Origin of the sequence: Streptomyces eurythermus (assembly GCF_014649115.1) — a bacterium.
Lineage (GTDB): Bacteria > Actinomycetota > Actinomycetes > Streptomycetales > Streptomycetaceae > Streptomyces > Streptomyces eurythermus.
The window spans coordinates 301501-327522 of record NZ_BMSK01000006.1 but is presented as its reverse complement, the minus strand read 5'-3'; the positions used below and the strand labels follow the sequence as shown (position 1 = coordinate 327522).

Annotated in this window: 21 protein-coding genes; 10 read left to right on the top strand and 11 right to left on the bottom strand. The window is 72.1% G+C overall.

The window, feature by feature from the left end:
• Positions 1-209: 209 nt before the first annotated feature.
• Positions 210-2555, bottom strand: a complete 2346-nt coding sequence (locus IE251_RS14095; RefSeq protein ID WP_189753253.1) for an ABC transporter permease — start codon at positions 2553-2555, stop codon at positions 210-212.
• Positions 2552-3295, bottom strand: coding sequence for an ABC transporter ATP-binding protein (locus IE251_RS14090; protein ID WP_189753252.1), 744 nt, complete (start codon positions 3293-3295; stop codon positions 2552-2554). Before IE251_RS14090 ends, IE251_RS14095 begins: the two co-directional genes overlap by 4 nt.
• Before the next feature lie 129 nt (positions 3296-3424).
• Here IE251_RS14090 and IE251_RS14085 point away from each other — a divergent pair, with 129 nt between their 5' ends.
• On the top strand, positions 3425-4303 hold the full coding sequence (locus IE251_RS14085; RefSeq protein ID WP_189753251.1) for a sensor histidine kinase: 879 nt from the start codon (positions 3425-3427) through the stop codon (positions 4301-4303).
• A gap of 107 nt (positions 4304-4410) precedes the next feature.
• Complete coding sequence (locus IE251_RS14080; RefSeq protein WP_189753361.1) at positions 4411-5157, top strand: response regulator transcription factor; 747 nt, start codon at positions 4411-4413, stop codon at positions 5155-5157.
• Positions 5158-5284: 127 nt separating this feature from the next.
• Here IE251_RS14080 and IE251_RS14075 read toward each other — a convergent pair whose 3' ends face one another.
• Both IE251_RS14075 and IE251_RS14070 read right to left on the bottom strand, forming a co-directional pair.
• A complete protein-coding gene (locus tag IE251_RS14075) occupies positions 5285-6946 on the bottom strand; it encodes a cellulase family glycosylhydrolase (RefSeq protein ID WP_229896745.1) in 1662 nt (553 codons plus the stop codon).
• A gap of 128 nt (positions 6947-7074) precedes the next feature.
• Positions 7075-8142, bottom strand: coding sequence for an Lrp/AsnC family transcriptional regulator (locus tag IE251_RS14070; protein WP_229896744.1), 1068 nt, complete (start codon positions 8140-8142; stop codon positions 7075-7077).
• A gap of 174 nt (positions 8143-8316) precedes the next feature.
• On the opposite strand from IE251_RS14070, the gene IE251_RS14065 reads away from it, so the two are divergent.
• From IE251_RS14065 to IE251_RS14050, 4 genes are all read left to right on the top strand, one after another.
• Positions 8317-9576, top strand: a complete 1260-nt coding sequence (locus IE251_RS14065) for an MFS transporter (RefSeq protein ID WP_189753248.1) — start codon at positions 8317-8319, stop codon at positions 9574-9576.
• Positions 9545-10825 carry an amidohydrolase gene (locus IE251_RS14060; RefSeq protein WP_229896743.1) on the top strand — a complete coding sequence of 427 codons (1281 nt, stop codon included), beginning with the start codon at positions 9545-9547 and terminating at the stop codon, positions 10823-10825. Before IE251_RS14065 ends, IE251_RS14060 begins: the two co-directional genes overlap by 32 nt.
• Complete coding sequence (locus IE251_RS14055) at positions 10825-12090, top strand: hypothetical protein (RefSeq protein ID WP_189753247.1); 1266 nt, start codon at positions 10825-10827, stop codon at positions 12088-12090. Before IE251_RS14060 ends, IE251_RS14055 begins: the two co-directional genes overlap by 1 nt.
• 123 nt (positions 12091-12213) lie before the next feature.
• Complete coding sequence (locus IE251_RS14050; protein ID WP_189753246.1) at positions 12214-13530, top strand: COG1361 family protein; 1317 nt, start codon at positions 12214-12216, stop codon at positions 13528-13530.
• Positions 13531-13591: 61 nt separating this feature from the next.
• Here IE251_RS14050 and IE251_RS14045 read toward each other — a convergent pair whose 3' ends face one another.
• A complete protein-coding gene (locus IE251_RS14045; RefSeq protein ID WP_373301992.1) occupies positions 13592-14272 on the bottom strand; it encodes a ScbR family autoregulator-binding transcription factor in 681 nt (226 codons plus the stop codon).
• A gap of 122 nt (positions 14273-14394) precedes the next feature.
• Between IE251_RS14045 and IE251_RS14040 the strand changes: the two genes are divergently transcribed.
• Together IE251_RS14040 and IE251_RS14035 are read left to right on the top strand one after the other, a co-directional pair.
• Positions 14395-15384, top strand: a complete 990-nt coding sequence (locus IE251_RS14040; protein ID WP_189753244.1) for a ScbA/BarX family gamma-butyrolactone biosynthesis protein — start codon at positions 14395-14397, stop codon at positions 15382-15384.
• A gap of 240 nt (positions 15385-15624) precedes the next feature.
• Entirely contained in the window at positions 15625-16377 is a 753-nt protein-coding gene (locus IE251_RS14035; RefSeq protein ID WP_189753243.1) for an HAD family hydrolase, read from the top strand.
• A gap of 64 nt (positions 16378-16441) precedes the next feature.
• On the opposite strand, the gene IE251_RS14030 is transcribed toward IE251_RS14035, so the two are convergent.
• The 5 genes from IE251_RS14030 to IE251_RS14010 form a co-directional block, all read right to left on the bottom strand.
• Positions 16442-17095, bottom strand: a complete 654-nt coding sequence (locus IE251_RS14030) for a DAK2 domain-containing protein (protein WP_229896763.1) — start codon at positions 17093-17095, stop codon at positions 16442-16444.
• Positions 17096-17231: 136 nt separating this feature from the next.
• Positions 17232-18197 carry a dihydroxyacetone kinase subunit DhaK gene (locus IE251_RS14025; RefSeq protein ID WP_189753241.1) on the bottom strand — a complete coding sequence of 322 codons (966 nt, stop codon included), beginning with the start codon at positions 18195-18197 and terminating at the stop codon, positions 17232-17234.
• A 615-nt stretch (positions 18198-18812) separates the two neighbouring features.
• Positions 18813-19646 carry a carbohydrate ABC transporter permease gene (locus IE251_RS14020; RefSeq protein ID WP_189753240.1) on the bottom strand — a complete coding sequence of 278 codons (834 nt, stop codon included), beginning with the start codon at positions 19644-19646 and terminating at the stop codon, positions 18813-18815.
• A gap of 6 nt (positions 19647-19652) precedes the next feature.
• The gene (locus IE251_RS14015; protein ID WP_189753239.1) at positions 19653-20597 is read right to left on the bottom strand and encodes a carbohydrate ABC transporter permease; all 945 of its coding nucleotides are present in this window, start codon (positions 20595-20597) and stop codon (positions 19653-19655) included.
• Between the two features lie 11 nt (positions 20598-20608).
• Complete coding sequence (locus tag IE251_RS14010) at positions 20609-21847, bottom strand: ABC transporter substrate-binding protein (protein WP_189753238.1); 1239 nt, start codon at positions 21845-21847, stop codon at positions 20609-20611.
• Positions 21848-22128: 281 nt separating this feature from the next.
• On the opposite strand from IE251_RS14010, the gene yicI reads away from it, so the two are divergent.
• The gene (gene yicI, locus IE251_RS14005; RefSeq protein WP_189753237.1) at positions 22129-24402 is read left to right on the top strand and encodes an alpha-xylosidase; all 2274 of its coding nucleotides are present in this window, start codon (positions 22129-22131) and stop codon (positions 24400-24402) included.
• 102 nt (positions 24403-24504) lie between these two features.
• Positions 24505-25083 (top strand): GNAT family N-acetyltransferase, encoded by a 579-nt coding sequence (locus IE251_RS14000; protein WP_189753236.1) that lies wholly within the window; start codon positions 24505-24507, stop codon positions 25081-25083.
• 21 nt (positions 25084-25104) lie between these two features.
• Here the strand turns inward: IE251_RS14000 and IE251_RS13995 are convergent, their stop codons facing one another.
• Complete coding sequence (locus tag IE251_RS13995; RefSeq protein WP_189753235.1) at positions 25105-26022, bottom strand: MerR family transcriptional regulator; 918 nt, start codon at positions 26020-26022, stop codon at positions 25105-25107.

Here is a 26022-nt window from a genome sequence, read left to right as displayed (position 1 = left end):
GCGAATGGCACCGGACACCCGGGGAGATGCCCGCCGACGGCACGGGTTCCCCGTCTGCGGACGGTGGTTCACACAGAAGAAGGACCATCCGGCACGAGGCGTCGGCCCCCGTGACACATCCACGGGGGCCGGCCACGACGCGGTGAGGCCGGGGCCGACGGAGGTCCCGTCTGACGCGTCGACGCCGCAGCGGGGACGGCCGCCGGCCGTCACTCGGTGTGCAGGACGCGGGCGATGGTCTGCCGGGCCGCCGCACGCGCCGGCAGCACCGCACCCAGGGCGGCGATCACCACCCCGGCCAGCACCAGCAACGTCATCAAGCCCGGGTGCCACACGTCCAGCATCCGTGCGGGGAAGGTGAGTTGGGCCGCGTGCTCGGTGATCGGGATCACCACGTGGTACGCGGCGACTCCGAGCGGCAGTCCCAGGATCCCGCCGACCAGCCCTAGTCCGGCCATGGACGCCACCATCATCACCGTGACCTGGCGTGGCGTCATGCCGATGGACTTGAGCATCCCGAGGTCGCGCCGGCGCTCCCGTGTGTTGAGTACGACGGTGTTGAACACGCCCATCGCCGCGACCAGCGTCAGCATCAGGGTCAATGCGGAGGCGGAGCTGATGACGGTCACGGCGTCCGTGTTCAGCATGGTGTTCTTTGTCGGGTAGAGCCCTGGGTCGGCGGCTTGCACCGCCTTCTTGTAGGCGTTGAAGTCGGCGCCGCGGGTGAGGTGCACCCAGTACTGGTTGGCCTGCGCCTCCGGTGCCAAAGCGGTCACCGTCGACCAATCCGCGCGCATCCAGTCCTCCGGGCCGGCCAGGATCTCTCCGACCAGGGTCACGCGCTCCTGACGGCCGTCCGCCCCGGTCAGGGTGAAGGAGTCGCCGAGCCGTAGGCCCTGTTTGGCGAGGAATCTGCCGGAGGCCACCACTTCGCCGGGCCCACTCATCCAGCGGCCCCGTGCCAGGTTGTCCGGGAGAGCGGACCGTCCCCCGCGCACGCCCTCGATCGCCACTCCTTCGCTCCGGCCGAGGATCCGTACGTTGATGAAGCCGACTGCGGCCACGTCTGCGACATGCGGCAGAGAGCGCAGGAGATTCTGCGTCGCGGCGTCGTTGTGACGCGGGGCGGTCTGGTCGAACCTGGGCTGTCCTCGCCAGACGGTCGACTGTGCCGTGCCGTAGTCCTGTTCCGCGCGGCCGTAGGCAACCATGGTGGCCGACAGGCCGGTGGCGAAGGTCACCGTGGCCACGCCGAGCACGACCGAGGCGACGGTGAGCAAGGCCCGTCCGGGCCGGGCGAAGGGCAGGCCCAGGCCCAGAGTCACCGGGCGCGGCAGCCGCACCCCGCTCAACCACCGCTGAACCGCCGGTCCCCGTCCACCGTGCGGTGCGCTGCCCGCGCTGATGGCGCGTGCCGCGGAGAGCCGGTGTGCGCGCAGGGCCGGGATCAGCGCGGCCAGCAGTACCGTCAGGGGCATGCCGAGTGCGGCGGTCACATACGCCCAGGAGCTGATCGTCGGGTGCACGGTCGCGGTGCCGAGCTGCGCGCCCTGGAAGACCTGGTGCAGCAGCGGCGGCGCGAGAACCCCGCCCAGGGCCGTGCCGGCCAGCGCGCCCGCTGTGGCGGGGACGCAGACCATCACCAGGTAGACCGCGACGACCTGTCGGGGTGTGAAGCCCAGGGACTTGAGTACACCGATGTGCCGGAAGCCGGAGACGACGGCGCCGCTGACCACGTTGCCCACGATCAGGACGGCCACCAGCAGGCCGAGGATCCCGAAGGCCAGGAGGAACGGCACGTAGGCGTTGGGGCTGGCCGCCACCTGCGCCTTCAAGGTCAGGTACGACTGATGCGCGACCAGCGATCCGAACGGCAGACCCGCGCTCACCGCTGAGAGGCCCTCGCTGATCTCGCGGGCTGTCGCGGCCCGGTCGAACCGGTAGAGCATCTGGTACGTCGTGGGGTGCAGGGCCGTGATCTGCTGCGGGGAGACCCATGCCTGCGCGGTGCCGCTCACACTGGAGGCGAGGCCCACCACGGTCAGGGGCCGCTGCCCGGACAGCCGGATCCGCTTGCCGAGCGGCGAGTGCGGCCCGTTGCCCATCCCGGGCGCGTCCGGCAACGCCAGCACGATCTGGCCCGGACCGGTGGCCCAATGCCCGGCGAACAGGTCCAGTCGGTCGACGTCGCCACCGGGATCCGGCCGCCCGACGACCGTCAGGGGGCCGGGTGCCATCCCGGGCATCTGGGACGCCGCGCTTTCCGGCATGTCGATCACGGCTTGCGAAAACGGCCCGGCCGCAGCCCGTACACCCGGACGCTTCACGGTCCGCTCCAGCTCCGCGCCGGAAACCTTCGTCGCGTCGAAGGTGGCGACGACGTGCGCGCCGTGCACCTGACCGAACAGCCGGTCGAAGGGACCGGACGCGACGTCGAGCAGACCGAGGGCGACCACCAGGGCCGTACTGGAAACGAGGACCACTGCCGCGATCACGGAAGTCTGCAACCGGCGCCGGCGCACGGCCGCGCGGGAGGCCCGCCACACCGCGCTCACGCCGACCGCTCCAGGGCCCGCTCGCCGGTGATCCGGCCGTCCGCCATCAGCACCAGGCGGCCGGCACAGCGGGTGGCCAGTGTCTGGTCGTGCGTCACCAACAGCAGAGTCTGGCCCAGTTCGTTGAGATCGATGAGCAGGTCCATCACCTGTTCGCCCGCGTGGCTGTCCAGCGCGCCGGTCGGCTCGTCCGCCAGCAACAGCGCGGGCCGGTTCATCAGTGCGCGGGCCACCGCCGCGCGCTGGCGCTCGCCGCCACTGAGCGCGGCGGGGTAGACGTTCCTGCGGTCGGCGATGCCGAGTTCGTCCAGCAGTTCCAGCGCCCGGCGCCGGGCCTGACGGGTGGGCGTTCCGGTGAGCTGGGCGGCCAGGGCGACGTTGTCGATCGTGGGCAGGTCGTCGATGAGGTTGAAGAACTGGAAGATCATGCCGATCCGGCGGCGCCGGAAGAGCGCCAGCCCGGTCTCGTTCATCGCGCCCAGGTCCTCGCCGTGCACACACACCTGGCCTGCGCTCGGCCGGTCAAGGCCGGCGATCATGTTGAGCAGGGTCGACTTGCCGCAGCCGGACGGTCCCATCACCGCGACCGCCTCCCCGGCGCCGATCTCCAGCGACACCCCGTTCAGGGCGACGGTGTCGCCGTACTCCTTGCGCAGGCCGCTCACCCGGACGACGCCCTGCTCGTGCACGGCGGCCGGACCGGGGCCCGGAGCCGTGCCGCTGATGTCTTCGGTGGTCATGACAGGGACGGTAGGCGGCGTGGGCAGCCCCGAGCGTCAGCCCCCGGAGGTATCCGGCGGCGACGGTCATACCGGCGATGTACGGGGTGGCCCCGGAGAAGGACGCCCGCTCCTCGGCCGGCTGGCACGATGGACGACGTGTGGAGATCGGAGACGGGCCTGCTGCTCATCGCCCTGGCGACCGTGAGCCTGGCGGCGACCGGGGGCGCCACCCTGCTGCTGGCGCGCGCTCGCCGCCGCTACCGCAAGCTTCTGGAGGACCGGCGCTGGCTGCTGGAGCGCGAGCGGGAGACTGCCGCCCGCACGGCGGTGACGGCCGAACGTGCCCGTATAGCACGGGAGTTGCACGACATCGTCAGCCACAAGGTCAGCCTGATGGTCGTGCAGGCGACCGCGGCCCGCGAGGTGCTCGCCGCCCTGCCGGACGCGGCGGAGACCGCGTTGCAAGCCGTGGAGCGTGCCGGACGCGATGCGATGACCGAACTGCGGCATCTGCTGGGCCTGTTGGCACCGTCGCCGGACGGCGACGACGACCGGGCCGGACGCGACGGCGAGGGCGACCCCTCCGCACTCGCCCCCCAGCCGAGCCTGAGCCAACTGGGCACCCTGGTCGACCGGATCGCCTTCGCCGGTCTCCCGGTCGAGGTGCGCATCTCCGGAGAGCCGCGCCCGTTGCCGCCCGGCATCGACGTCACCGCCTACCGGGTCGTGCAGGAGGCGCTGACCAACGCGCTCAAGTACGGCGACGGCGGCACGGCGACCGTGATGGTGCGCTATGCCGACCACGGTCTGCGGGTCGAGGTGCTCAACAGCGGGCCGAGCGTGCTGTCCGCCGGCTCCGCGGGCACGGGAGCCCGATCCGGCCCCCAGCGCCAAAACGACGGAGCCGGGCACGGCCTGATCGGTCTGCGCGAGCGCGTCGCCGTCTACGGAGGCCACTTCGACGCCCGACGCCGCGTCGGTGGCGGGTACCGTGTCCGCGCACGCATCCCCCTGGAGCGCCCGTGACCCAGCCCGCTGCCGACCGCCGCACCCCACAGGCCCCGAACCGGACCCCGAACACCCAGGAGCCAGGACCGAACCCGAGCAAGGAAACCGTCGCCCCGCGAGTCCTCATCGCCGACGACGAGGAACTCATCCGAACCGGCTTCCGACTCATCCTCGCCTCGCGCGGCATCGAGGTCATCGGCGAGGCCGCGGACGGCGTACAGGCCGTCACGGAAGCCGAGCGGCTACGCCCGGACGTCCTCCTGATGGACATCCGCATGCCCAGACTGGACGGCCTGGAAGCCGCCAAGCGCGTCCTGCGGCAACTCCCGGGCTGTCGGGTGCTCATGCTCACCACGTTCGACCTCGACCGCTACGTCTACGCGGCGCTCGCCGCCGGGGCGAGCGGATTCCTGCTCAAGGACGTCACCGCCGCCCATCTCGCCGCGGCGGTGCGGCTGGTGAACACGGGTGACGCGCTGCTCGCCCCCTCGATCACCCGCCGTCTGGTCGAGCGCTACGCGACCACCCTCGTGGCCGGCCGAGCCGAGGCGGTTCACCGCCCCGCCACTGCGGCGACCGTGGACCGCACACCCCCGCTGCACCGCGACCTCGCTCCGCTGACACCCCGCGAACGCGAAGTGCTGGCCCTCATGGGCCGGGGCCTGTCGAACACCGAACTCGCCGACGCCCTCACCCTCAGCGAGGCCACCGTGAAGACCCACGTCGCCCGGATCTTCGCCAAGCTCACACTCCGCGACCGCGCCCAAGCCGTCGTCCTCGCCTACGAGACGGGCCTGGTGACCCCGGGCAGCTCCACCGCCGATCGGCCACGGGCCTCACCCGACGTCGAGCCAGTCCTCGAAGAAGAGTGAGACCTGGAACAGCGCATCATCGAAGACCGACGGACACCGGAGCCCTACGGTCCGGAAGGCCGGCCGGAGGCGAGGCGGCCGGCCGGTGCGCCATGACCGCGCCCGACGCGCGGTCGCGGCGGACGCGTCAGAGGGTCGTGCAGGCAGTGCCGTTGAGGGTGAACGCGGTGGGTGAGGTGTTGGTGGTCGACTTGCCGCCGGTGAAGCCGACCGTGACCGAGCCGCCTGCGGGGACCGTGGACGTGTACGACGCGGCGGCGACCGTCACCGAGGCGCCGTTCTGGGCCGGGGTGCCGCCCCACATGTTGCTGATGGTCTGGCCGCTCGGAAAGCTGAAGCCCAGCGTCCAGCCGCTGATGGCGGCGGTGCCGGTGTTGCCGATGGTGATCTCGCCCTGGAAGCCGCCGGGCCATTCACCGGTGACACGGTAGCGCACGGAGCAGCCGGCGCCCGGAGTGCCGGTGCCCTTCTCCGTCTTGACGGTGACCGTCGCGGACCGGGGCGAGCGGTTCCCGGCGGCGTCCTTGGCGTAGACCGCGAACGTGTACGTGGTGTCGGCGGTCAGGGCGGAGACGGTGACCGTGGTGGTCGTGGTGGAGGCGGCCGTGGTCTCCGTGGTGCCGTTGAGGCGGACCACGTCGTAGCCGGCGATGCCAACGTTGTCAGTGGCCGCGGGCCAGGTCAGGGTGACCGAGGTGGCCGAGACGCCGGATGCGGTGGGGGTGCCCGGTGCGGTCGGGGCCTGGGTGTCGGGGGCGGTGCCGCCGAAGACCGTTGCCTCGCGCGAGGTCGCGGCGATGCCGTTGGCGCCCTGGAAGACGCGCCGGCCCCAGGAGCTGAGCCGGGCCGGGTCGAAGTCGGTCACGAGGTCGAGGACCGGGTCGGTGTTGCCGCTCCAGGACCAGGCCAGGTAGCCGAGGCGGAGCTGCTCGGCGGTGGCCATCATGGTGTCCTCGTCGGGATCGCCGTACTGGTCGGCCGGTCCGCCGAACTCGCCGATGACGAGGGGGAGTTTCGCGGTGACGAAGGCGTTGAGGTAGTCGGTGATCTCCTGCGCGGTGTCGAAGACGCTGTACATGTGGATCGAGAACAGGAGGTTGCCTGTGGTGTCGGCGTCGTAGACGGTGCGGGCGTTGGCGCGCATGACGCCCTGCCAGTCCTGGCCCCAGTTGGGCGCGTCCACCATGAGCGTGTGCTGGAAGCCCGCCGCGCGGAGCTTCTTGACCGCGGCGATGGTGGGCTCGGTCCAGCCGGCCGGGTTCGTGTTGCCCCACGGCTCGTTGCCGATGTTGATGATGACGTAGTCCTCTTGGCCGGCCAGGACGTCCTTGAGGCTGATCCAGTAGTCGGCGGCGTGGTCGAGGGTGCCGGCGGCGGAGTCCTCTCCGTAGCCGGTGGTGTCGTGCACCTCCAGGACGCAGATCAGGCGGTTGGCCTTGCAGTTCTGGATGACGGCCGCGACGTCCTGCGGGCTGTTGCGGGACCAGCGGTGGCCGTCGGAGAGGACGACGCGCACGGTGTTGGCCCCGAGGGCCTTGACGTCGGCCAGCGACTGGGTCTCGCCCGGGTACCAGGTGTGCGCGTGGTTGACGCCGCGCATCACGAAGTCGTTGCCGTTGCCTTCGAGGAGGCGGCCGTTGCCGATGTGCAGCCCGGGCGCGGCGGCGGCCGGCCGGGAAACGGCGTGCGCGGGGGCCGGGGAGAGGGCGAGCATGCCCAGCACGGTGACCACGGCGGCCAGCAATACGGCGACCGGGTTCCTCGGTGTCGTACTTGTCGTTGTTCTCACTGCGACTCCATGAGTGGGTGAACAAGTAGGCCGAAACATGTGGGAGCGCTCCCATACAGCCAGTTACGACAGGTGCACGTCAAGAGATCGGGCAGGAAAGGGCTTTCCCGGCAAGCCGACAAGTGGCCTCAGTTCATTGCGCGGCCGTTCTCCAAGGCCCCCGTTTCCGGTGCCGCGGTGATCGCGACGTGCGCCCGGGCGCGGCCCCACCGGTCCAGCAGTCTGCCCATGCGTTTGGCGGTGTGCAGGGTGATGCTCCGCTCGCCGATCCGCAGCCCGGGGTGGCGGTGCAGGATGCGTTCCTCCAGGGTGAGACAGTCGGCGGGCGAGCGCAGCCACACGGACAGCAGCAGGTTCTCCGGCCCGGTGACCGACGCGCACAGCCGGGTTTCCGGCAGCCCCGCCAGCGCGTGTGCCACGGTTTCGGTGCCGGGCCCCGGGACGGCGATACGGAACGTGGCGATGACGGGCCAGCCGGCCAGTTGCTGGGTGAGGTCGCACCGGAAGTACACCTCCCCGCCCGCGATCATGCGTGCCAGCCGCCGGCGTACGGTCGTCTCGCTCAGTCCGCACTCCCGGGCCAGCTCGGCATGGCCGCGGCGGGCGTCGGCGCCGAGCGCGCGCAGGAGCCTGCGGTCGCCCTCGTGCGGTCCGCCGCCGGGCCGTGGGCGCGTCCGGCTGTCGCCGCCGGTGAGATGGGTGCGCTGGCGTTCGTTGAGCGTGTGCACCAGCCACCCGCTGCCCTCGCGGTACACCCGGGTGCAGATGCTCAGCCGCACCGAGCGCACCCCGTCCAGCCGCCCCAGCCGCCCGGTGACGAAGTCGTCCAGGGACGGCAGGTCGTACGCTGCCACGCCCAGGAACAACGAGTGGTCGCCCGTGGTGCGTTCCACGCTGAACACCGGTCCCCAGCGGCACAGTTCGGTGGTCAGCGCGTCGAGTGCACCGGGGGCGCAGGCGAGATCGACGTAACCGACGACCGAGGCGTGCCGCGCCGGGTAGGCCGTCATCCAGGCCAGGCCGCCGCCGGTGAGCCGCCGCCAGCGGCGCGCGGCGGTGGTGGCGTCGAGGCCGATGACGGAGCCGATCCGCGCCCAGGTGGCGCGCGGCCGCAGTTGGAGGGCCTCGACCAGGGCGAGGTCGGTCTCGTCGAGTCCCTCGGGGGTGTCGGGGAGGGTGGTGTGTGTGGGTGGCACGGGTCTCATCCTGTCAGCGCGGAGGGCCCGGCTGAAGACCCCTTCCGCATAACCGGGTTGGCGGATTCGAGCGCGAAGTCCCCTCAGATGCCGGAATCCTGCGATTGCGCGGTGCGAAGCGGCGGACGGTGCAGGGTGTCCGCCAAGCGTCGCCTCGCACGGCGGGAGGACCCCTTGCTCAGAACCACCCGGACCACCGCGGTCCTGCTGTTCACCGCCTGGGCCGTCGACTACATCGACCGGCAGGTGATCAATCTGGCGCTGCCGTCGATCGGCGGCACCTTCGGTCTCGGTCACGCGGAGCGGGGCGTGATCCTCTCCTCGTTCTTCGTCACCTACGCGCTGACGCAGATTCCCGCCGGCCTGGTCGCCGCGCGCTTCGGCGGTGCGCGGGTGGTGTGCGCGGCCCTCGTCCTGTGGTCGGTCTTCACCGGACTGACCGCCGTCGCCTGGTCGTTCGCCGCGCTCGTGGTCTTCCGCTGTCTCTTCGGTGTGGCCCAGGGCCTGTTCCCCGCCGCGGCCGTCGACACCCTCAGCCGGCGCAGCGTGCCCGAGCAGCGGCTGACCGCCAACGGCTGGATCCAGAGTTCCAACGCGGTCGGCGGGCTGCTGGCCGCCGTACTGGGCGGGCTGCTGCTGGCCCACTGGGACTGGCGGGTGATGTTCGCGGCCGTGTCCGTGCTGGGCCTGCTGGTGGTGGTCGCGATCCGGCGTGCTCTGCCCGGACCGCTGCCCGCCGGACAGACCGGCCCTCCGCTGCGGCAGCCGAAGGGGGCCGCGACCGCCCTGCTGAGGTCGCCGGCCGTCTGGGGCTTCGCGGTGATGTTCCTCGCCTACGACGTCGTCGTGTGGGGGCTCAACAGCTGGAGCGCTTCCTTCCTGATGGAGGAACGCGGTCTGGCCGTGGCCGACGCGGGGCTGGTGTCCCTGGCGCCGACCCTGCTCGCGGCGGTCGCCGCCGTCATCGGGGGCCGGCTGAGCGACAGGTTCGAGGGGCGCCCCCGGCGGATCGTCGTCCCGGCCATGTGCGTGGCGGCCGGCCTGCTCGTCCTGCTGCCGCTCACCACCACACCGGCCCAGTTCGTGGTGGTCGGCACGCTCGTCAGCGGGGCCGTCGGCCTGTGTTACATGCCGTGCTTCTCGGTGCCCCTGCGCAGCCTCCCGCCGGGCCTGACGGGAACGGCCTCGGGAATCATCCTCTTCGGCGGCCAGTTGTCCGGCATCATCGTGCCGACCCTGTTCGGTCACATCGTCGACGCCTTCTCGTACCGCACCGCGTTCTGGTCGTTGCTCGTGGGTCCCGTGCTCGCCGTCGCCGCCGTGCTCCGGGTGCCCCAGACCTCTCCCCGTTTCCTGGCGCGTCTGCGCGCCGTCGTCACCGACACCCCGAAGGAGGACGACAGTGATACGTCCGCTGCCGCCCACTCCGCCTGAGACCGGCCTGAGCCATGGCCTCGCGGCTCGCCTCCCGCACTGGGAGGAGGTGTACCGCGATCTGCACGCCCATCCCGAACTCGCCTTCCAGGAGCGCCGTACCGCCGCCGCCGCCGTCCGGGAACTGGCGGACATCGGCGGGTGGGAGACCACCGAGCGGGTCGGCCGGACCGGTGTGGTGTCCGTCCTGCGCAACGGCGCCGGGCCGGTGGTCTGGCTGCGGGCGGACATGGACGCCCTGCCCGTGCGGGAGGAGACCGGGCTCCCGTACGCCTCCGTCGAGCCGGGGCTGATGCACGCCTGCGGCCATGACGTGCACGTCGCCGCCCTGCTGGGGGTCTGCCGGCAGCTCGCCGCGCACCCCGGCGCCTGGAGCGGGACCGCGGTGGCCGTCTTCCAGCCCGCCGAGGAGGTGGGCCATGGCGCGCAGGCCATGCTGGACGACGGTGTCCTCGACCGTTTCCCCCGGCCCGAGGTGGTGCTGGGCCAGCATGTGGGCCCGCTGCCCGCCGGTGTGGTGACGACCAGGCCCGGTCCCCTCATGGCGGCGGCCGACAGCCTCCGGGTCACCCTGTACGGCGCGGGCGCGCACGCCTCCGCCCCCCATCTCGCCGTGGATCCGATCGTGATGGCGGCGTCCGTGGTGCTGCGCCTGCAGACCCTGTCCGCCCGCCTGGCGCCGCTGTCCCCGTCACCGCTCCTCACGGTCGGGGCCCTGCACTCCGGGACCGTGCCGAACGTCATCCCGCACACCGCCGAACTGCTGTGCAGCCTCAGGACGTTCGACGCGCAGACCCGCGAGCGGATGCTGGCCGACATCCGGCGCGTCATCGACGCGGAGGCCGACGCCCAGGGCGCCACCCGTGCGCCGGACATCACGACGTACGACTCCTTCCCCCTGACGGTCAACGACCCGGCCGCCACCGAGCGCGTCCTGGCGGCCGTGGGCGACGCGGGTGCCCTGGGGCACACGCTGCCCGCTCCGCTCCCGGCCAGCGAGGACTTCGGCCGGTTCGCCGCGGCGGCCGGGTGCCCGTCGGTGTTCTTCCACTTCGGCGGCGCGGATCCTGGGGACTTCGACGAGGCGGCCGTGGCCGCGCTGGAACGCGGTACGCTCCCGCCGGGCACGGCCACGAACCACTCCCCGCACTACGCGCCCTCCGACCGGCACGCCGTCGCCGCCGGGATACGCCACCTCCTGGCCGCCGCCGCGTCCTGGCTGTCCCCCCGGCCCGGGGGGAGGGCCTGATGAAGTGCTGGAAGCCCGTTCTCCTCGCCACCGCGCTCGCCCTGTCGGGGACCGCCCCCGCGGCCGCCGCGCCGAGCGGCGCCCCGCTGCCGGCGGTGCCCGCCTGCGCCTGGGAACCGCTGGGTTACCAGACGTCCAACGTCGCCTACCCGGACACCAACGCCCGGTACTGGCTGCTGCGTCACACCGTACGCAAGGGGCTGGCCATCCGGCTCGACGGCCGCTTCCCGGACGCCCGTTACGCCTCGGTCGCCTCCTACGACGCCCACCGCGGCAGCTTCACCGCTCCGGACGGAACCCCGTCGGCGCTGACCGACCACCGGCTTCTCGCGGACCGGGGCAGCGGCAACCCGTACCGCGAACCCGCCCGTCCCGGCGGCAAGTTCACCGTCACGGTCACGGACACGCCCGCGGGCCGGCCCAACGCCCTGCCGCTCGCCCCCGCGGGAACCCCGGAAGGCGCCGAGGGAACCGTCGTCTACCGGATCTACCTGCCGCACGGGAAGTTCCGCCTGCCGAAGGTCACCTTCGTCCAGGACGGGCACCGCGTCCGGGTGGGGACGTGCGCGGGCGCCCTGTCCCCCGGCGCTCCGGCCGTCGGCGCGCCCTCCGGGACAGCATCCTCCGGGACAGCGTCCTCCGGGACCGTGTCCTCGGCCGGGGAGGGCACCCCGGCCCGGCCGGTCTTCTCCCGGTCGGGCGGTGCCGGTCTCTACCCCAACCCGGACAACGCGTATCTGAGCGCCGGCTTCGACGCGCCGCCCGCCGGACAGGTCCTCGTCGTCCGCGGCAAGGCGCCCACCGCGACCGCCGGGGACCGCGCCCGGCCCTGGCCCGCCGGAAGTGCCCAGGTCCGGTACTGGTCGATGTGCGACAACCTGTGGTGGGGGCCGGGCGAGGTGGTCGCCAACCCGCTGCCCGGCGGCGGGGTGGACCCCGGCTGCCGCGCGGACCTCGACACCCGTCTCTCCCCTGCCGGCACCTACACCTATGCCGTCGGTACGGAGGAACAGCGGGCGGCCGTCGAGCGCGTGCCCGGGGTCACCTTCCTGCCGCTGTCCTCGGTCACACCGACCGCCCGGCACCTGCTGATCCTGCGGAACATGGTGGCCGCGCCGGGCTTCGCCGAGGCGATCCAGCGGGTTCCGGCGGGGAGCGACGCGGCCCGCACCGCCGAGGTGATGGGCGCGTACCACCCCAAGGCGGCCTATTGCGGCCTGGGTGTGCTCGCCGCGTCGGGGCCGGAGGCATGCCTGGGAACCTGACGTGGTGGGGAACGTCGAGTTTTCGCAGGTCAGTTACAACCTTTCGGCCGGGTCGGCCGTCCAAGAGGAGTCCGGTGTGGATCACCGCGCCGGGTTTCACTTCTTTCCGATGTGGGAGATGCCATGAGTTCTGTCTCCGTCGGCCGTGTGCTGCGTCGCGGCGCATGTGCCGGAGCCGTGGGGGCGTTGCTGGTCGCCGGTCTCGGCAGCGGGGTCGCCTTCGCCGATGAGGCGCAGACCGACCGCCTGTGGATCCAGGCGCCGTACGAGCAGGCGGTCACCGCGGGTGCGGACGGCGCTGCCGGCGAATACCGGTCGCTGGCGCTCGGTCTGTACCACGACAACTCCAACTTCACCGTGTCCGACGGCCGGTTGACCGTCGACGTCTCGGGGCTGGCCGGAGCCGTCGACGTGGCCTGGCCCGCCAACTGCGCGCCGAACCACGCCGGTACGGTCGCCGTGTGCGACACCGGGGACGTGCCCACCGATTACACCCCGCAGGTCGAGCTGCGGGTGCGGGCCGCCGCCGGCGCCGGTGCGGTACAGGGCGCGATCGAGTACTCGGCGGAGGCCACCGGGCCCGACGGCAAGATGGTCGCCCCGGGTGCGGAGACCTTCGTCACCGTCGGCTCCGGCCCGAACCTGGGTGTCAAGGCCCTGCAGAGCGTGCGGGACGTGGCGCCCGGGACCACCCTCACGGTGCCGTTCTCCGTCACCAACACCGGTGACCAGGCGGCCCACGGCTTCAGCGTGAAGCTGTGGGCGACCTACGGCCTCGACGTCGCCACCCGTTACCCCCAGTGCACCTACACGGGGCCGGACACCGACGACAACGAGTACACGCCCATGACGTACGTGACGTGCTCCTTCGACACCGAGATAGCGCCCGGCGCCACGGTGGAGCTGCCGGAGCCGCTGCGGCTCGCCGTGACCGGCCACGCGCTGTACGAGCGGTTCGACTACGAGGTGCAGCCCGGCGGCGGCGCCACCGACCTCGACGTCTCGGACAACGGCCAGGCCTGGAGCATCACCGCCCGCAACACCGCCGACTTCGCGGTGCACGGCACCCGGGTGAGCGGCCAGGCCGGGGACACCGTCACCGCCGCCTTCCGCTTCACCAACGGGGGCCCGGCCTGGGTCGGCAATGTCAGCTCCGGCGACCCGGTCGCCGTGATCGACTTCTACCTCCCGGAGGGCACCACCGCCACGTCCGTGCCGGACACCTGCAACGCCGCCGGGTCGTCCCACTACGCCTGCACCCTGCCGATGTGGGCCAAGCCCGACCTGGACGTCAGCTTCCCGTTCCAGCTGCGCGTCGACCGGGTCGTCCCCGACGCGACGGGCCGCGTCGTGGCCCGGCCCGAGTACGGCACGTCGTTCGCCTTCGACCCGGACAGCGGGAACAACTCCGCGACGGTGACCCTCAACCCGTCCGCCTGACGGCGATGAGCGGGGCAGGCCGCCGGCCTGCCCCGCTCCCGGGTCCCGCTTCCCGTGACCGCTATGCCTCGGCGCGGGTGAGCACGGCCTCGTCGACCGGCGGCTGCCGCACCGGGGAGGGTGAGGGCCGGGCGGCGTGGACGCGGTCGAGCAGGGCCGCCGGGTCCGGGTGGGCCTGGAGAGCGGTGAGCAGCAGCCGCCACAGGTTGTGCAGGTGCTGCTCGATGTGCTCGCGGCCGTCCAGGGCGTCGGAGACGGTGTGGAGGCCGAAGAACGCGCAGACCACGCTGTGCGCGGCGGGCACCGGATCGACGCCGGCGGCGAGTTCGCCGTTGGCGCGTGCCTCGGCGAGGAGTTCGGTGACGACCTCGATCCAGTCGACGAAGGGCGTGGGCAGTGGAGCGGCGATGGCCTTGCGTTCCATCCACAGGCGTGAGCCGGCCCGTACGACGACGTCGTCCCGGAAGGCGCGGGCGACGGTGAAGCTCAGCGCCACCAGTTTCTCCAGGGCCGGGCGGCCGGTGGAGCGATGGTGTTCGATCATGCGCGGCCAGGACGCGAAGTGCTCCTCGACCACGGCGAGGGCCAGTTTCTCCTTGCTGGCGTAATGGAAATAGATGGCGCCGCTGGTGCGCCCGGAAAGTGCGCTGATATCGCTGATGCTGGTCCCGGCATAACCCCGTTCGTCGAACAATTGTGCCGCGGTTTCCAGCAGAGCCCGCCGTGTCAGATTCGCTCGCACGCGTCGCAACCTTTTTCCGAGGTTCTCGTACCTCTTCCTGCCGCTAGGCAATGTAGTACCCGAGCCCGCCCGGACTGTCGAGTCGGTGTGCGGAACGCGCCGAACTGCGGTCTGCTGGGGGAATGGACGCTCGAATCCGTGGCACCGTCGAAGAGCCGCGGGACCTGAGCTGGTCCCGCACGGTCCCCCGGGAACTGGTCCACCGGGCGTCCGTGGCGGAGGTTCTGCTCACCGACGTACTGCGCGTCGACGCGACGCGTTTCGTGGCGGCCGCCTGCTGGTCGCGGTCGCATCCCACCTTTCCGGTCGACGGCCATGCCGTACATCATCCGCTGATGGTGGTGGAGACATTACGGCAGCTGGGTATTTTCATCCCTTTGCGCTACCTCGGCGTTCCGGTGGACACCCGCATGCTGATCACCGACGTCTTCTTCACCACGGAACCCGGAGCACAGCCCCAGGCCTCCCACGGCGCCACCCAGGTCACCTGCCGGGTACGGGTCACCGGGCTGCGCACCGGTTCCGACGGGGCCACCGCCGGACTGCGGCTGCACGCGGAGTTCCTGGCCGGCGGCAAGGTGTTCGCGAGGGCCGGCGGCGGTGCCCGGTTCCTCTCCCCCGAACGGTATGCCGCCTTGCGCGGGCCGCGCGCGGGCACCTGCCAGCCCCCGGCGTCGGCCGGGCTGCTCCGGCCCGACCCGGCACGGCTCGGTGTGGCCCATGCCCGGGACGTGGTCATCGGTTGCGCCGACGACCCCGGACACGCCGGGTCCGGCGGCGGCGGCCGGTGCCGCCGGGACCGGTGGGACCCGAAGGAGGTGCTGGTGGACGCGGCCGACCCCTGGCATCCCTTCTTCTTCGACCACGCCACCGACCACGTGCCCGGGATGGTGCTGCTGGAGGCGGCGCGCCAGGCCGCCGCACTCGCGAGCGACGGAGCCCTGTCCCGGCCCACGGGTGTCCGGCTGACGGCGCTGCGCTTCACCGAGTTCTCGCCGCCCGCGCGGATCGTGTGCGTGCCGCACCACCGCACCTGCGTCTTCCGGTTCCAGCAGGACAGAGAGTGCCCGGCTTTCGGCGTTCTGCACTACCAATCACCCTTGCGAGCGTAACTTGACGTCACCGCTTGACTGCCATGTGTGACCAAATCTAGCGTAACGATCGTTATGTTCCCTGGTGGGACTAGTCCGTACGGGCGTCAACGGCCGACCGTACGACCTCCGGCCCCGCCCGGAACCCTGCGCCGCCCCGCGCACACGGGTGGCCCGTCGGCGCCGCTCACACCCCCGCGGTGAGAGGACGTCACGCCCCGGTCTGCGCTCTCGCGGCCCATCCGAACGGAAAGCACACAGATGACGCTTCATCGCATCCTTTCCTGGACACCGGCGGCCGTCGTCTTCGACTGCGACGGCACGCTGCTGGACACCGAACGACACTGGGAGACCGCCCGCCGGCGGGTTCTCGACGACGTGGGCCTCTCCCCGGCCGCGGGCTTCGCGGAACGGGCCAAGGGCCTGCACTACACCGAGTGCGGGCAGCTCATGGCCGACGAGGGAGGCCGTCCCGAACTGGGAGGGGACCTCGCCGACCGGCTGCTCCGGCACTTCCGCGCCCTGGTCTGCGACCACCCGGTGATCATGCCGGGCGCCCGCGACCTGGTGCGGGCGGCGGCCGCCTTCGCCCCGTTGGCCGTCGCCAGCAACTGCCCCCGTGACGTGGTCGAACCCGGTCTGGAAGAGGCCGGGCTGCTCCGTCACTTCCGCGCCGTGGTGGTGCCCGAGGGCACGATCCGGCCCAAGCCCGACCCGGACGTCTATCTGACGGCCGCCCAGCGCTGCGGCGCCGATCCGGCCGACACGATGGCGGTCGAGGACACGCACTGCGGGATCCTCGCCGCGGTCCGGGCCGGACTGACGGTGCTCGGCGCCGGGCCTTGGCCCGGCGAGGAGACCGCCGCCCTGACCGACCTGTGGGTCGAGACGCTCGAGGATCCGCGGATCATCCGCTGGGCCACCGAGCGGACACCGCTGCGGACCTCACCGCCCAAGCCCGCCGCGGCTCCGTCACCGACCGGTTCCGGGCTTCAGCAGGCCACGGCTCCGTGACCGCCGTCCCACGGCGGGCGAACGGTGGGCCGGGTCCGTCCCCGGGAGGCGGGTCGCCGCTCGTTCAGTCCGGGCGCCGCGGCGCCGGGCCCGTCACGAACGGCGGCAGTACGGTGACCACGCCGTCGGCCGAGGAGAGCAGCAGGCCGACGCCCACCGCACCGGGGTCCGGCACTCCCCTGCCCCGCTCGCCGACGTAGCTGGCCCGGCCACGGCGCGCACGCAGACGTGCCGTCAAGCGCACCCCCTCCCATGCGGCGCGCGACGCATGGGCGAGGGCCACCCGGCTTCCGGCCTGCTCCGGACACACGCGCAGCGCCTCGCACGCCGGATACAGGGCGTCCACGAGGGTCTTGTCCCCCGGCCGCGCCTCGCCGACCCGCTGTACGGCGGCGAGCCCGCCGGTGAGACCGGCCCGCAGCGCGGCCACGTCCAGGACCGGGCCGACCGCCGCCAGCGCCAGTTCCGTCAGCAGCAGCCCGAACAGCGGGCCGCTGGTGCCGCCGACCCCGTCCAGGAAGACGGTCGCCACCGTCCGCAGCGGTCCGCCGGCCCGCACGGTGGCAGCCGGTGACACCGCCCCCGCCTGGTCCAGTGCGCGCACGGACGCGTCGAGTCCCGAACGGAGATTCGTACCGAAGTCGCCGTCGCCCACCCGCTGGTCGAGCGCGGTGAGCTGGGCCTCGGTGGCCCGGACGGAGGCGGCGAACCTCCGCATCCAGCCTTCGGTGAAGGCCGCGTCCGCGGCAGGGGCGTCCGTCCACGTCGTGCTCGCGACAGCACTGTCCGGGGATGCCGCGTCGTCCTGCGCCGAGTAGTGCTCCAGCATGGTGCCACCTCCTGCCCGCCCTTGGTCACCGGGGCCATGAGGGCGTGTGCGCGGGCGCGTCGAACCATTTGACCGTCTCCGGGTCCGCCCGCATCAGCGTGAGCGAGAAGCCGCGCATGTCCAGCGCGGTCACGAAGTCGCCCACGAGGACGCGTTCGAGGACGAGTCCCCACCGGTCCAGGCGCGTCGCGAGTTCCCGCGCCACGCCGTACAACTCCAGACGCGTCACCCCGCCGAGCCCGTTGACCAGGGCGATGACCGAGTCACCGGCGGCCGGGTCCAGCGCGGCGAGCAGTTCCTCCGTCATCCGGGTGACCAGCTCGTCCAGGGCCGGCCGGGATTCCGTGCGGCGGGCCCGCTCGCCGTGGATGCCGACCCCCCACTCGAGGTCCCCCTCGGCCAGGTCGAAGGCGGAACGCCCCGTGGCCGGTGTGCGATGTGCGGCCGAGGCGACCGCGAGGCTACGGCAGCGGCTCACCAACTCGGTGCCGAAATCGGCGAGTTCGCGCAACCCGAGGCCGGTGTCCGCGGCGGCCCCGAGGACCTTCTCCACCAGTACGGCGGCCCCGGTTCCCCGACGGCCCGTGGCCGACTCGGGTGAGTCCGACGCCAGATCGTCGTCGATCAGCACACGGGCGCAGTCGATGCCCTCATGGGCGAGCCGCTCGGCCGCGATGCCGAAGTTGATGCGGTCCCCCGTGTAGTTCTTCACCAGGTGCAGCACGCCCGCGCCGCGCGACACGGCGCGGGAGGCGTCGAACACCTGGCGGTTGTGCGGGGAGGCCATCAACTGGCCGGGGCACACGGCGTCCAGCATGCCCGCGCCGAGGAAGCCGAGGTGCAGCGGTTCGTGTCCGGAGCCGCCGCCCGACACGATCGCCACGCGGCGGCCGGGGGCGGGGTGCCGGGCCCGGAAGAAACCGGCCGCCTCGTCGTGGACGACGAGGTCGGCGTGGACTCGGGCGAACCCGGCCAGTGCGTCGGGGACCATTCGGTCGAGCGAATTCGTGAAGTACACCACTGGCCGGCCTCCCAGACGTCCTCGGCCTCGCAGCGCCCCGGAACGGGAAGCGGGAGGCCGGAAACCACGGTGGGTCGATCGGAGGCACGTCATCCACGGACGCACAACCCGAGATGCTGCCTCGTGTGTCTCCGGGTCTCACCTGCCTTACGGCGGTCCGCCTCGCGGCTGTCGCCCTCGGATCCGTCTTTCCGGCCATGCTGCGGCTCCCCGGCCGCGACGGCAAGTCGAGCCCGGCCGCGACGGCCGCCGGGCATACTGGAGGCGCTCGGTGGATGCCTCATGCCCGCAGGCTCCCGACGGTCTCCCGCGGGGGCGGGCGGGCGAAGCGCGGGGAGGCCGGGTCGTCCGCGTCGAACCGGAGCGGCGGCATTCGGCCCGGCGTGACCGGCGTGAATCTCTTGCCTCGATGTCGAGCACCCTGGTGGTATCCGGTGCATGACTCTGACGCTGCTGGGCGACGACCGCCATGTCGCGCCACCGCCAGTGTGATCACGCCCGTCGACAACCCCACCCTGTCCCGCTGGATCCGCCGCGAAGGCATGGCCGAACGGTGAACGCCGGACATCCGCCGTACCCTGGAGGTCACTTGACGGAGCCGCCGGTGATGCCTGCGGCGATGTACTTCTGCGCGAGGACGAGCAGGATCGCGGCGGGCACCGCGGACAGCACGGACGCGGCCATCACCGAGCCCCAGTCGCCCACGTGCGCGCCGATGTACTGGTAGATGCCCAGCGTGACCGGCTTGACGTCGTCGGTGGTGTTGAGGGTGAGCGCGAACATGAAGTCGCTCCACGAGAACAGGAAGGCGAACAGGCCCGAGGTGATCAGGGAGTTGCGGCTCATCGGCAGCACCACCCGCAGGAAGGTGCGCAGCCGTCCCGCCCCGTCCATCTCCGCCGCCTCGATCACCTCGCCGGGTATGGACTGCATGAACGACCGCATCAGCACGATGGAGAAGGGGATGCCCAGGGAGGCGTCCGCGAGCATCAGCCCGAAGTAGGAGTTGACCAGGCCCAGATCGACGTACGAGGTGTACAGGGCGTTGGCGATGACGATGCCGGGCACCATCTGGGTGATCAGGGTGCCGAACACGATGGCGCGTGTGCCGCGCAGCCGGAAACGGGCCAGCCCGTAGGCGGCCGGGGCCGCGATCGCCAGGCAGATGACGACCGCGCCGAGCGAGACCAGCAGCGAGGTCAGCAGATGCCCGCCCTGGTCGTCGAGCGCCTTGGAGAAACCGGACAGGTCCAGGCGGTGCGGTACCGGACCGACCTCCAGCAGCCCGGCCTCGGGCTGGAGCGCGGTGTCGAGCATCCAGTACAGCGGGAACAGCATCACGGCCAGGACCAGCACCCCGGCCACGGTGGAGCCCCAACGGCGCCGGCTCGCTCGCGGTTTGACGTTCTCGGCGGCCATCGCAGGTCACTTCCCCTCGGTGCGGTTGGCCCGCAGGTAGAACACCGCGAAGACCGCGGAGATCAGGATCAGTACGTTGCCGACGACGGCGCCGGCCCCGAAGTCCAGCCGTACGAAGGAGTTCTGGTAGGTGAGCGTGCCCAGGGTCTGGGTGGCGTCGGCGGGGCCGCCGTCGGTGAGGGCGAGGATCAGGTCGAGGATCTTGACCGTCGACATGAAGCCCAGGACGAGGACGACCGTGATGACGGGACGGAGCGTCGGCAGGGTGACGGACCGGAAGGTCCGCCAGGCGGTGGCGCCGTCCAGGGCGGCGGCCTCGTACAGCTCGCGGGGCACCTCCTGGAGACCGCCGTACAGGATGACCATGTTGAACGGGATCCCGATCCATATGTTGACCAGGATGACCGAGAGCAGGGCCATGTGCGGACTGGTCAGCCATGGAGTGTGTCCGTCCAGGCCGACGGCGTCCAGGAAGGAGTTCAGTACACCCGTGTCCTGGTCCAGGATGCGTCGCCACACGATGCCGGAGACCACCATGGGCACCAGCCAGGGCAGCAGGATCAGCGACCGCAGGACGCCGTTCAGCGGGAACCTGCGGGTGAAGAAGACGGCGAGGGCGAGGCCCGCGCAGAACTGGCCGAGCAGCGAGCCCGCGGTGAAGACGAGCGTGTGCCACAGGGCCTTGCCGAACAGGGCGTCCCGGAAGACCGCCGACCAGTTGTCGAACCCGTTGAGGGGCGCCTCGCCGGTGAAGAACGTCTTCGGCGTGTAGTGCTGGAAGCTCATCACGACGTTGCGGACGAGCGGGTAGCCGAAGAACAGCAGCATGAACAGCACGGCGGGGGCGACGAACCCCCACTGGGCGAGGGGTCGCCGGGAGCGCGGCCGGGCGGCGGCCGGTACGCCGGCCGCGGGCGCCGCGCCGCGCGCGGTGACGGTGGGCGTGGTCATCTGCGCGTACCTCAGTTCCCGTTCGTGGCCCGCTGCTGGGCACGCTGGAGGGCGGCCTGGCTGGACTGGCCGGTCAGGGCGGCCTGGAAGGCGCTCTGCAGGGCGAGCGACACGGCCGGCCAGCCGGCGCCGAGCCGGGCCGTACGGGACCGGGCCGCGGCCACCTGGTCGGCCAGCGCGTCCAGTTGGGGCACCTGCCCGCGCCAGACGGCGGCGGCCTTCTCGTCGGCCGGGACCATCCAGCTGTTGCGCGCGTAGGTCAGCTGCTCGCGCTCGCTCGTCAGGCAGCCGACGATCTTCGCCGCCATCCGCTCCCGCCGCTCGTCGCCGGTGTCCGGGACGGTGAGCACGGCACCGCCCAGCGGGGCGACGGACTTCGCGCCGGGCTTGGGCACGGGGATCCGGGCGATGCCCCAGTGCAGTGACTTCTTGGTGTTCAGGGTCTCGACCTGCCACGGGCCGTTGATCATCATCGCCGCGTTGCCCGCCATGAACTGGTCGTTGACGTCGGCCTGGGTCCAGCCCACCGTCGACTTCGACAGCGAGCCGTCCTTCAGCAGGCTCTTCCAGTAGTCCAGGGCCTCGACGACCCTCGGCCCGTCGAGGCGGGTCTCGTCGCCGCCGTTGGACCACATGAACGGCGTGAACTGGAAGACGCCGTCCTCGGCGCCGCCCGCGCTGAGCGCGATGCCGTAGCGCTTGCCCCGGGTCAGCTCGCGCGCGGTCTCGCGCAGCTCCGCCCAGGTGGTGGGCACTTTCAGGCCCGCCTGGCCGAGGAGGTCCTTGTTGTAGAAGAGCGCGAGGGTGTTCACCGACCGGGCGGCTCCGTAGTACGTCCCCCGGTAGGAACCGAAGTTGACGATGCCGCGCGGCACGCCGTCGGTGTCCAGTCCGAGCGTCCTGAGGTCGGTCAGCCCGCCGGCCTCGGCGAACACCGGCATCTCCGAGGCGTCGAACTGCACGATGTCCGGCAGCGACTTCGAGGAGGCCATGCGCAGCGCCTTGGTCATCACCTGGGCCGCCGGGACGCTCTGCTGCTCGACGGTGACGCCGAGCCGCTCGCCGCACCGGGCCATCGCCTCGGCGTCCCAGCGGTGGTACGTCTCGTCGGTCGAGGAGTTCAGCACGGTGTAGACGGAGCCGTCGCGCTGCCGGCCGCAGCCGGTCAGTGCCGCCCCGGCGAGCAGGGCGCAGACGACGGCGAGAGGTATCACGGCCCTGCGGGAGCGTCTATTGAAGCGCTTCGACATGTACGGCCCTTGCTGTCGTACCGTCCGGCAACGGCGCCGGACGCCTTTGTTTATGGTGATGACTAATACGCCATGCACGGGCCGTCGCGCCAGACCCGAGCACATCCCCGTTCCCCCGCGCCTCCGGTGACGAGCGTCGGGAAATCCGTAATCGCCCCTGTTCAGAAGGGATTTATCGGCGCCGGGACCTGCCCGGCCGGGAGGTGTTCTGTGTACGATCGAATCGCCGGGCGGCGCCTCCGCGCCCTACTCGAACCACTCCAGCTCCCCCGAGGAAGAACATGAAGTTCACCAACGGCTTCTGGCGCGTCCGCGACGGCGTGCAGATCTCCTACGCGGTGCAGCCGCGTGATGTGCGTCTGTCATCGAAGCGCTTCACCGCCTATGCGGCCGTACAGAACGTGGCGCGGAGAGGGGACACGCTCAACGCGCCGCTGCTCACGGTCGACTGCTTCTCCCCCGCCGAGGGCGTCATCGGTGTGCGGGTCACCCACCACGCCGGCAAGCGCCGCCCCGGCCCGGACTTCGCCCTGGGCGAGGAGCCGGACGGCGCGGGCGAGGTGCGCCGGGAGGGCACGGTCACGGAGCTGACCAGCGGTCCGCTGACCCTCCGCCTGGACGAGGCGGCCCCGTGGGCCCTGGCGTTCCTCGGCGCGGACGGCCGGGAGCTGACCCGGGCGGGCGCCAAGGGCACCGCCTTCGCGATCACCGACGACGGCGCCCACCATGTCCTGGCCCAGCTCGCCCTCGGCGTGGGCGAGCAGGTCTACGGCCTCGGCGAGCGCTTCACGCCGTTCGTGAAGAACGGCCAGGTGGTGGACATCTGGCAGGCGGACGGCGGCACCAGCAGCGAACAGGCCTACAAGAACATCCCGTTCTACCTCTCCTCACGCGGCTACGGCGTGTTCGTCAACCACCCCGGCAAGGTCTCGTTCGAGGTCGGCTCGGAGTCCGTCGGCCAGGTGCAGTTCAGCGTCGAGGAGCAGAGCATCGAGTACTACGTGATCGCCGGTCCCACCCCGAAGGAGGTGCTCGCCCGCTACACCGCCCTGACCGGCCGTCCGGCGCTGCCGCCCGCCTGGTCCTTCGGCCTGTGGCTGACCACGTCGTTCACCACCGACTACGACGAGGCGACCGTGATGTCCTTCGTCGACGGCATGGCCGAGCGCGGCATCCCGCTGTCGGTCTTCCACTTCGACTGCTTCTGGATGCGCGAGTACCAGTGGTGCGACTTCCAGTGGGACCCGGCCGTCTTCCCCGACCCGGAGGGCATGCTGGCCCGGCTGAAGGAGAAGGGCCTGCGGGTCAGCGCGTGGATCAACCCGTACATCGCGCAGAAGTCCCCGCTCTTCGAGGAGGCGGCGGCCCTCGGCCACCTGGTGCGCCGGCCGGACGGCGACGTCTGGCAGTGGGACCTGTGGCAGGCCGGCATGGGTCTGGTCGACTTCACCAGCCCCGACGCCCGCGCCTGGTTCCAGGCCAAGCTGAAGGCGCTGCTCGACCAGGGCGTGGACTGTTTCAAGACCGACTTCGGCGAGCGCGTTCCCACCGATGTCGTCTGGCACGACGGCTCCGACCCGGAGCGGATGCACAACTACTACACCCACCTGTACAACCGGACGGTCTTCGAACTCCTGCTGAAGGAGCGGGGCGAGGGCGAGGCCGTCCTCTTCGCCCGCTCGGCGACCGCGGGCGGGCAGCAGTACCCGGTGCACTGGGGCGGCGACTGCTGGGCGTCCTTCGAGGCCATGGCGGAGTCCCTGCGCGGCGGGCTGTCCCTGTCGCTGAGCGGCTTCGGCTTCTGGAGTCATGACATCGGCGGCTTCGAGGGCACCCCCGACCCGTCGGTGTTCAAGCGCTGGCTCGCCTTCGGCCTGCTCTCCTCGCACAGCCGCCTGCACGGCTCCACGTCGTACCGGGTGCCGTGGAACTTCGGCGAGGAGGCCGTGGCGGTCGCCCGGCGGTTCACGCTGCTCAAGCACCGTCTCATGCCCTATCTGTACGGCGCCGCGGCCGAGGCCCACCGCACCGGCGTGCCGGTGATGCGCCCGATGCTCCTGGAGTTCCCGCACGACCCGGCGTGCCGCCCGCTGGACCGCCAGTACATGCTGGGCCCCGATCTGCTGGTCGCCCCGGTGTTCACGGAGGACGGCGAGGTGGAGGTCTACCTGCCCGGGGGCACCTGGACGCACCTGCTGTCCGGCGAGCGGGTCACCGGACCGGCCTGGCGCACCGAGCGGCACGACTACGACAGCCTGCCGCTGTACGTCCGTGAGGGCGCCGTCCTGCCGCTGGCCGCCGACGACAGCCGCCCCGACGGCGACTGGCTGGACACCCCCACCCTGCTCGTCCACCCCACGGGGGAGCCGGACTTCACCGCCGAGGTCACGGTCCCCGATCTGTCGGGCACCCCCGCCGCCACCTTCACCGTCCGCCGCGACGGCACCGGGCTGCGGGTCACCGCGCGCGGCACCGGCCGGCCCTTCACCGTGCGCGTCGCGGGCGGCGGCGCGAGCGCGACCGGCACGGGCGAGGTGGCCGTCCCCCTGGACTGAGCGCCCGGTTGCCGGCTCCCCCGGGAAAAGCGCGGGAAGGGCACGCGGTGCCCGGCTAGTCTGTCGCGGCAGGCAGGCCGGGCAGCAGTACAGGGGAACGCGATGACCGCCGTCTCGAGGAACACCACGAAGCGCATCACGGCACCCGTCGTCACCGACCGGCTGGTGCTGCGGCTGTTCACACCCGCCGACGCGGAGGACCGGTACTCCTACCAGTGCCTGCCGGAGGTGGCGCGCTACCTGTACCGTCCGCCGCTCACCCGCGAGGGCTGTGCCGAGTCCATCGCGGCCCGGGCCCGGGGCACCGACTGGCGGGCGGACGGCGACACGCTGCTGCTGGCCGTGTGCCGGAAGGAGGAGCCCGGTGTCGTCGGCGAGGTGGTCCTCACCCTCACCAGCGCGCACGCGCGGCAGGCCGAGATCGGCTGGGTCTTCGACCCCCGCCACGCCGGGCGGGGTTACGCCACCGAGGCGGCGGGCGCGCTGCTCTCGGTGGCCTTCGGGCAGTTGGACGCCCACCGGGTCTTCGCCCGGCTCGACGCCCTCAACACGGCGTCGGCGCGGGTGTGCGAGCGTCTCGGTATGCGCCGCGAGGCCCATCTGGTCGAGAGCGACCTGGACGGGGACCGCTGGGGCAGCGAGTACGTCTACGCGCTGCTCGCCCGGGAGTGGAAGGACTGAATCCCGGCCGGGCCGGGCGGCTCAGCCCGTCGCCGTGTCCGCGGCCAGCGCGTCGCGGAGCCAGGCGTCGGCCGCGCCGAGGGTGAGGCCGGGGATCAGTGCCCCCGCCAGGTGCCAGTAGCGGTGCATCACCGGGTGGTCCGCCGCGGCGAGGCGGGCCGCCAAGGCCTGGCGGAAGACAGGGGTGTCGCGGGTGCCGGCGGCCCGTGCGTAGGCGGCGGTGTAGCAGTCCAGGGCCTCGCCCGGGCCCGGGGCGCGGCCGGCCCGTACGGCGGCCTCCACCAGCTGGTGTGCCTCGTACAGGCCGTCGTAGAGCAGGTCCGGGTGTGTCTCGGTGACGGGCCGGTGGCCGGTCAGGCAGTGATCGGTGGCGGCCGTGGCCAGCGCGTGCACCCGGGCGAAGGCGAGGACCTGGTCCGGGGTGGGGTCGGCGGGCGGCTGGGGAACGGCCGCCTCGGTGATCGCGGTGCGGAGCCGGGCGGACAGCCGGGCGGGCAGCAGCCGGCGCCAGTAGTGGGCGATCGCGGAGGTGTCGGGCGGGACGCTGACCGCTCCGATCAGCTCGAGGCGCTCCGCCAACCGCCCCGGTTCGCACTCCTGTAGTGCCCGCAGCGCGGCCTCCCGCCAGCGCAGGGCGGCGAGTTGGCCGCCGATGTCGTCCAACCGCCGTGCCACCACGGCTTCCAGGCCGTCGCCGGGTTCCGGACCGTCACCGGATTCCAGGACCCGCTTGATCTCGGGAACGGGCACGTCGAGGGCGCGCAGCGACCGGATCGTCCGCAGCCGGGCCAGGGCGTCCGGCCCGTAGCGCCGGTGGCCGCCGCTGCTGCGGGCCGCTTCGGGCAGCAGGCCCTGGTCGGAGTAGAAGCGGATGGTCTTGACCGTGGTGCGGGCCCGCGCGGCCAGATCGCCGATGCTCAGGGTGCCGTCCGGTGACAC

What these genes read in the sequence shown, in the direction of transcription:
- IE251_RS14000 (WP_189753236.1), top strand. Translation starts at nt 24,505, where the DNA reads ATGACCGCCGTCTCGAGGAACACCACGAAGCGCATCACGGCACCCGTC.
- IE251_RS14015 (WP_189753239.1), bottom strand. Translation starts at nt 20,597, where the DNA reads ATGACCACGCCCACCGTCACCGCGCGCGGCGCGGCGCCCGCGGCCGGC.
- IE251_RS14035 (WP_189753243.1), top strand. Translation starts at nt 15,625, where the DNA reads ATGACGCTTCATCGCATCCTTTCCTGGACACCGGCGGCCGTCGTCTTC.
- IE251_RS14055 (WP_189753247.1), top strand. Translation starts at nt 10,825, where the DNA reads ATGAAGTGCTGGAAGCCCGTTCTCCTCGCCACCGCGCTCGCCCTGTCG.
- IE251_RS14090 (WP_189753252.1), bottom strand. Translation starts at nt 3,295, where the DNA reads ATGACCACCGAAGACATCAGCGGCACGGCTCCGGGCCCCGGTCCGGCC.
- IE251_RS14010 (WP_189753238.1), bottom strand. Translation starts at nt 21,847, where the DNA reads ATGTCGAAGCGCTTCAATAGACGCTCCCGCAGGGCCGTGATACCTCTC.
- IE251_RS14040 (WP_189753244.1), top strand. Translation starts at nt 14,395, where the DNA reads ATGGACGCTCGAATCCGTGGCACCGTCGAAGAGCCGCGGGACCTGAGC.
- IE251_RS14085 (WP_189753251.1), top strand. Translation starts at nt 3,425, where the DNA reads ATGGACGACGTGTGGAGATCGGAGACGGGCCTGCTGCTCATCGCCCTG.
- IE251_RS14030 (WP_229896763.1), bottom strand. Translation starts at nt 17,095, where the DNA reads ATGCGGAGGTTCGCCGCCTCCGTCCGGGCCACCGAGGCCCAGCTCACC.
- yicI (WP_189753237.1), top strand. Translation starts at nt 22,129, where the DNA reads ATGAAGTTCACCAACGGCTTCTGGCGCGTCCGCGACGGCGTGCAGATC.
- IE251_RS14020 (WP_189753240.1), bottom strand. Translation starts at nt 19,646, where the DNA reads ATGGCCGCCGAGAACGTCAAACCGCGAGCGAGCCGGCGCCGTTGGGGC.
- IE251_RS14050 (WP_189753246.1), top strand. Translation starts at nt 12,214, where the DNA reads ATGAGTTCTGTCTCCGTCGGCCGTGTGCTGCGTCGCGGCGCATGTGCC.
- IE251_RS14025 (WP_189753241.1), bottom strand. Translation starts at nt 18,197, where the DNA reads ATGGTCCCCGACGCACTGGCCGGGTTCGCCCGAGTCCACGCCGACCTC.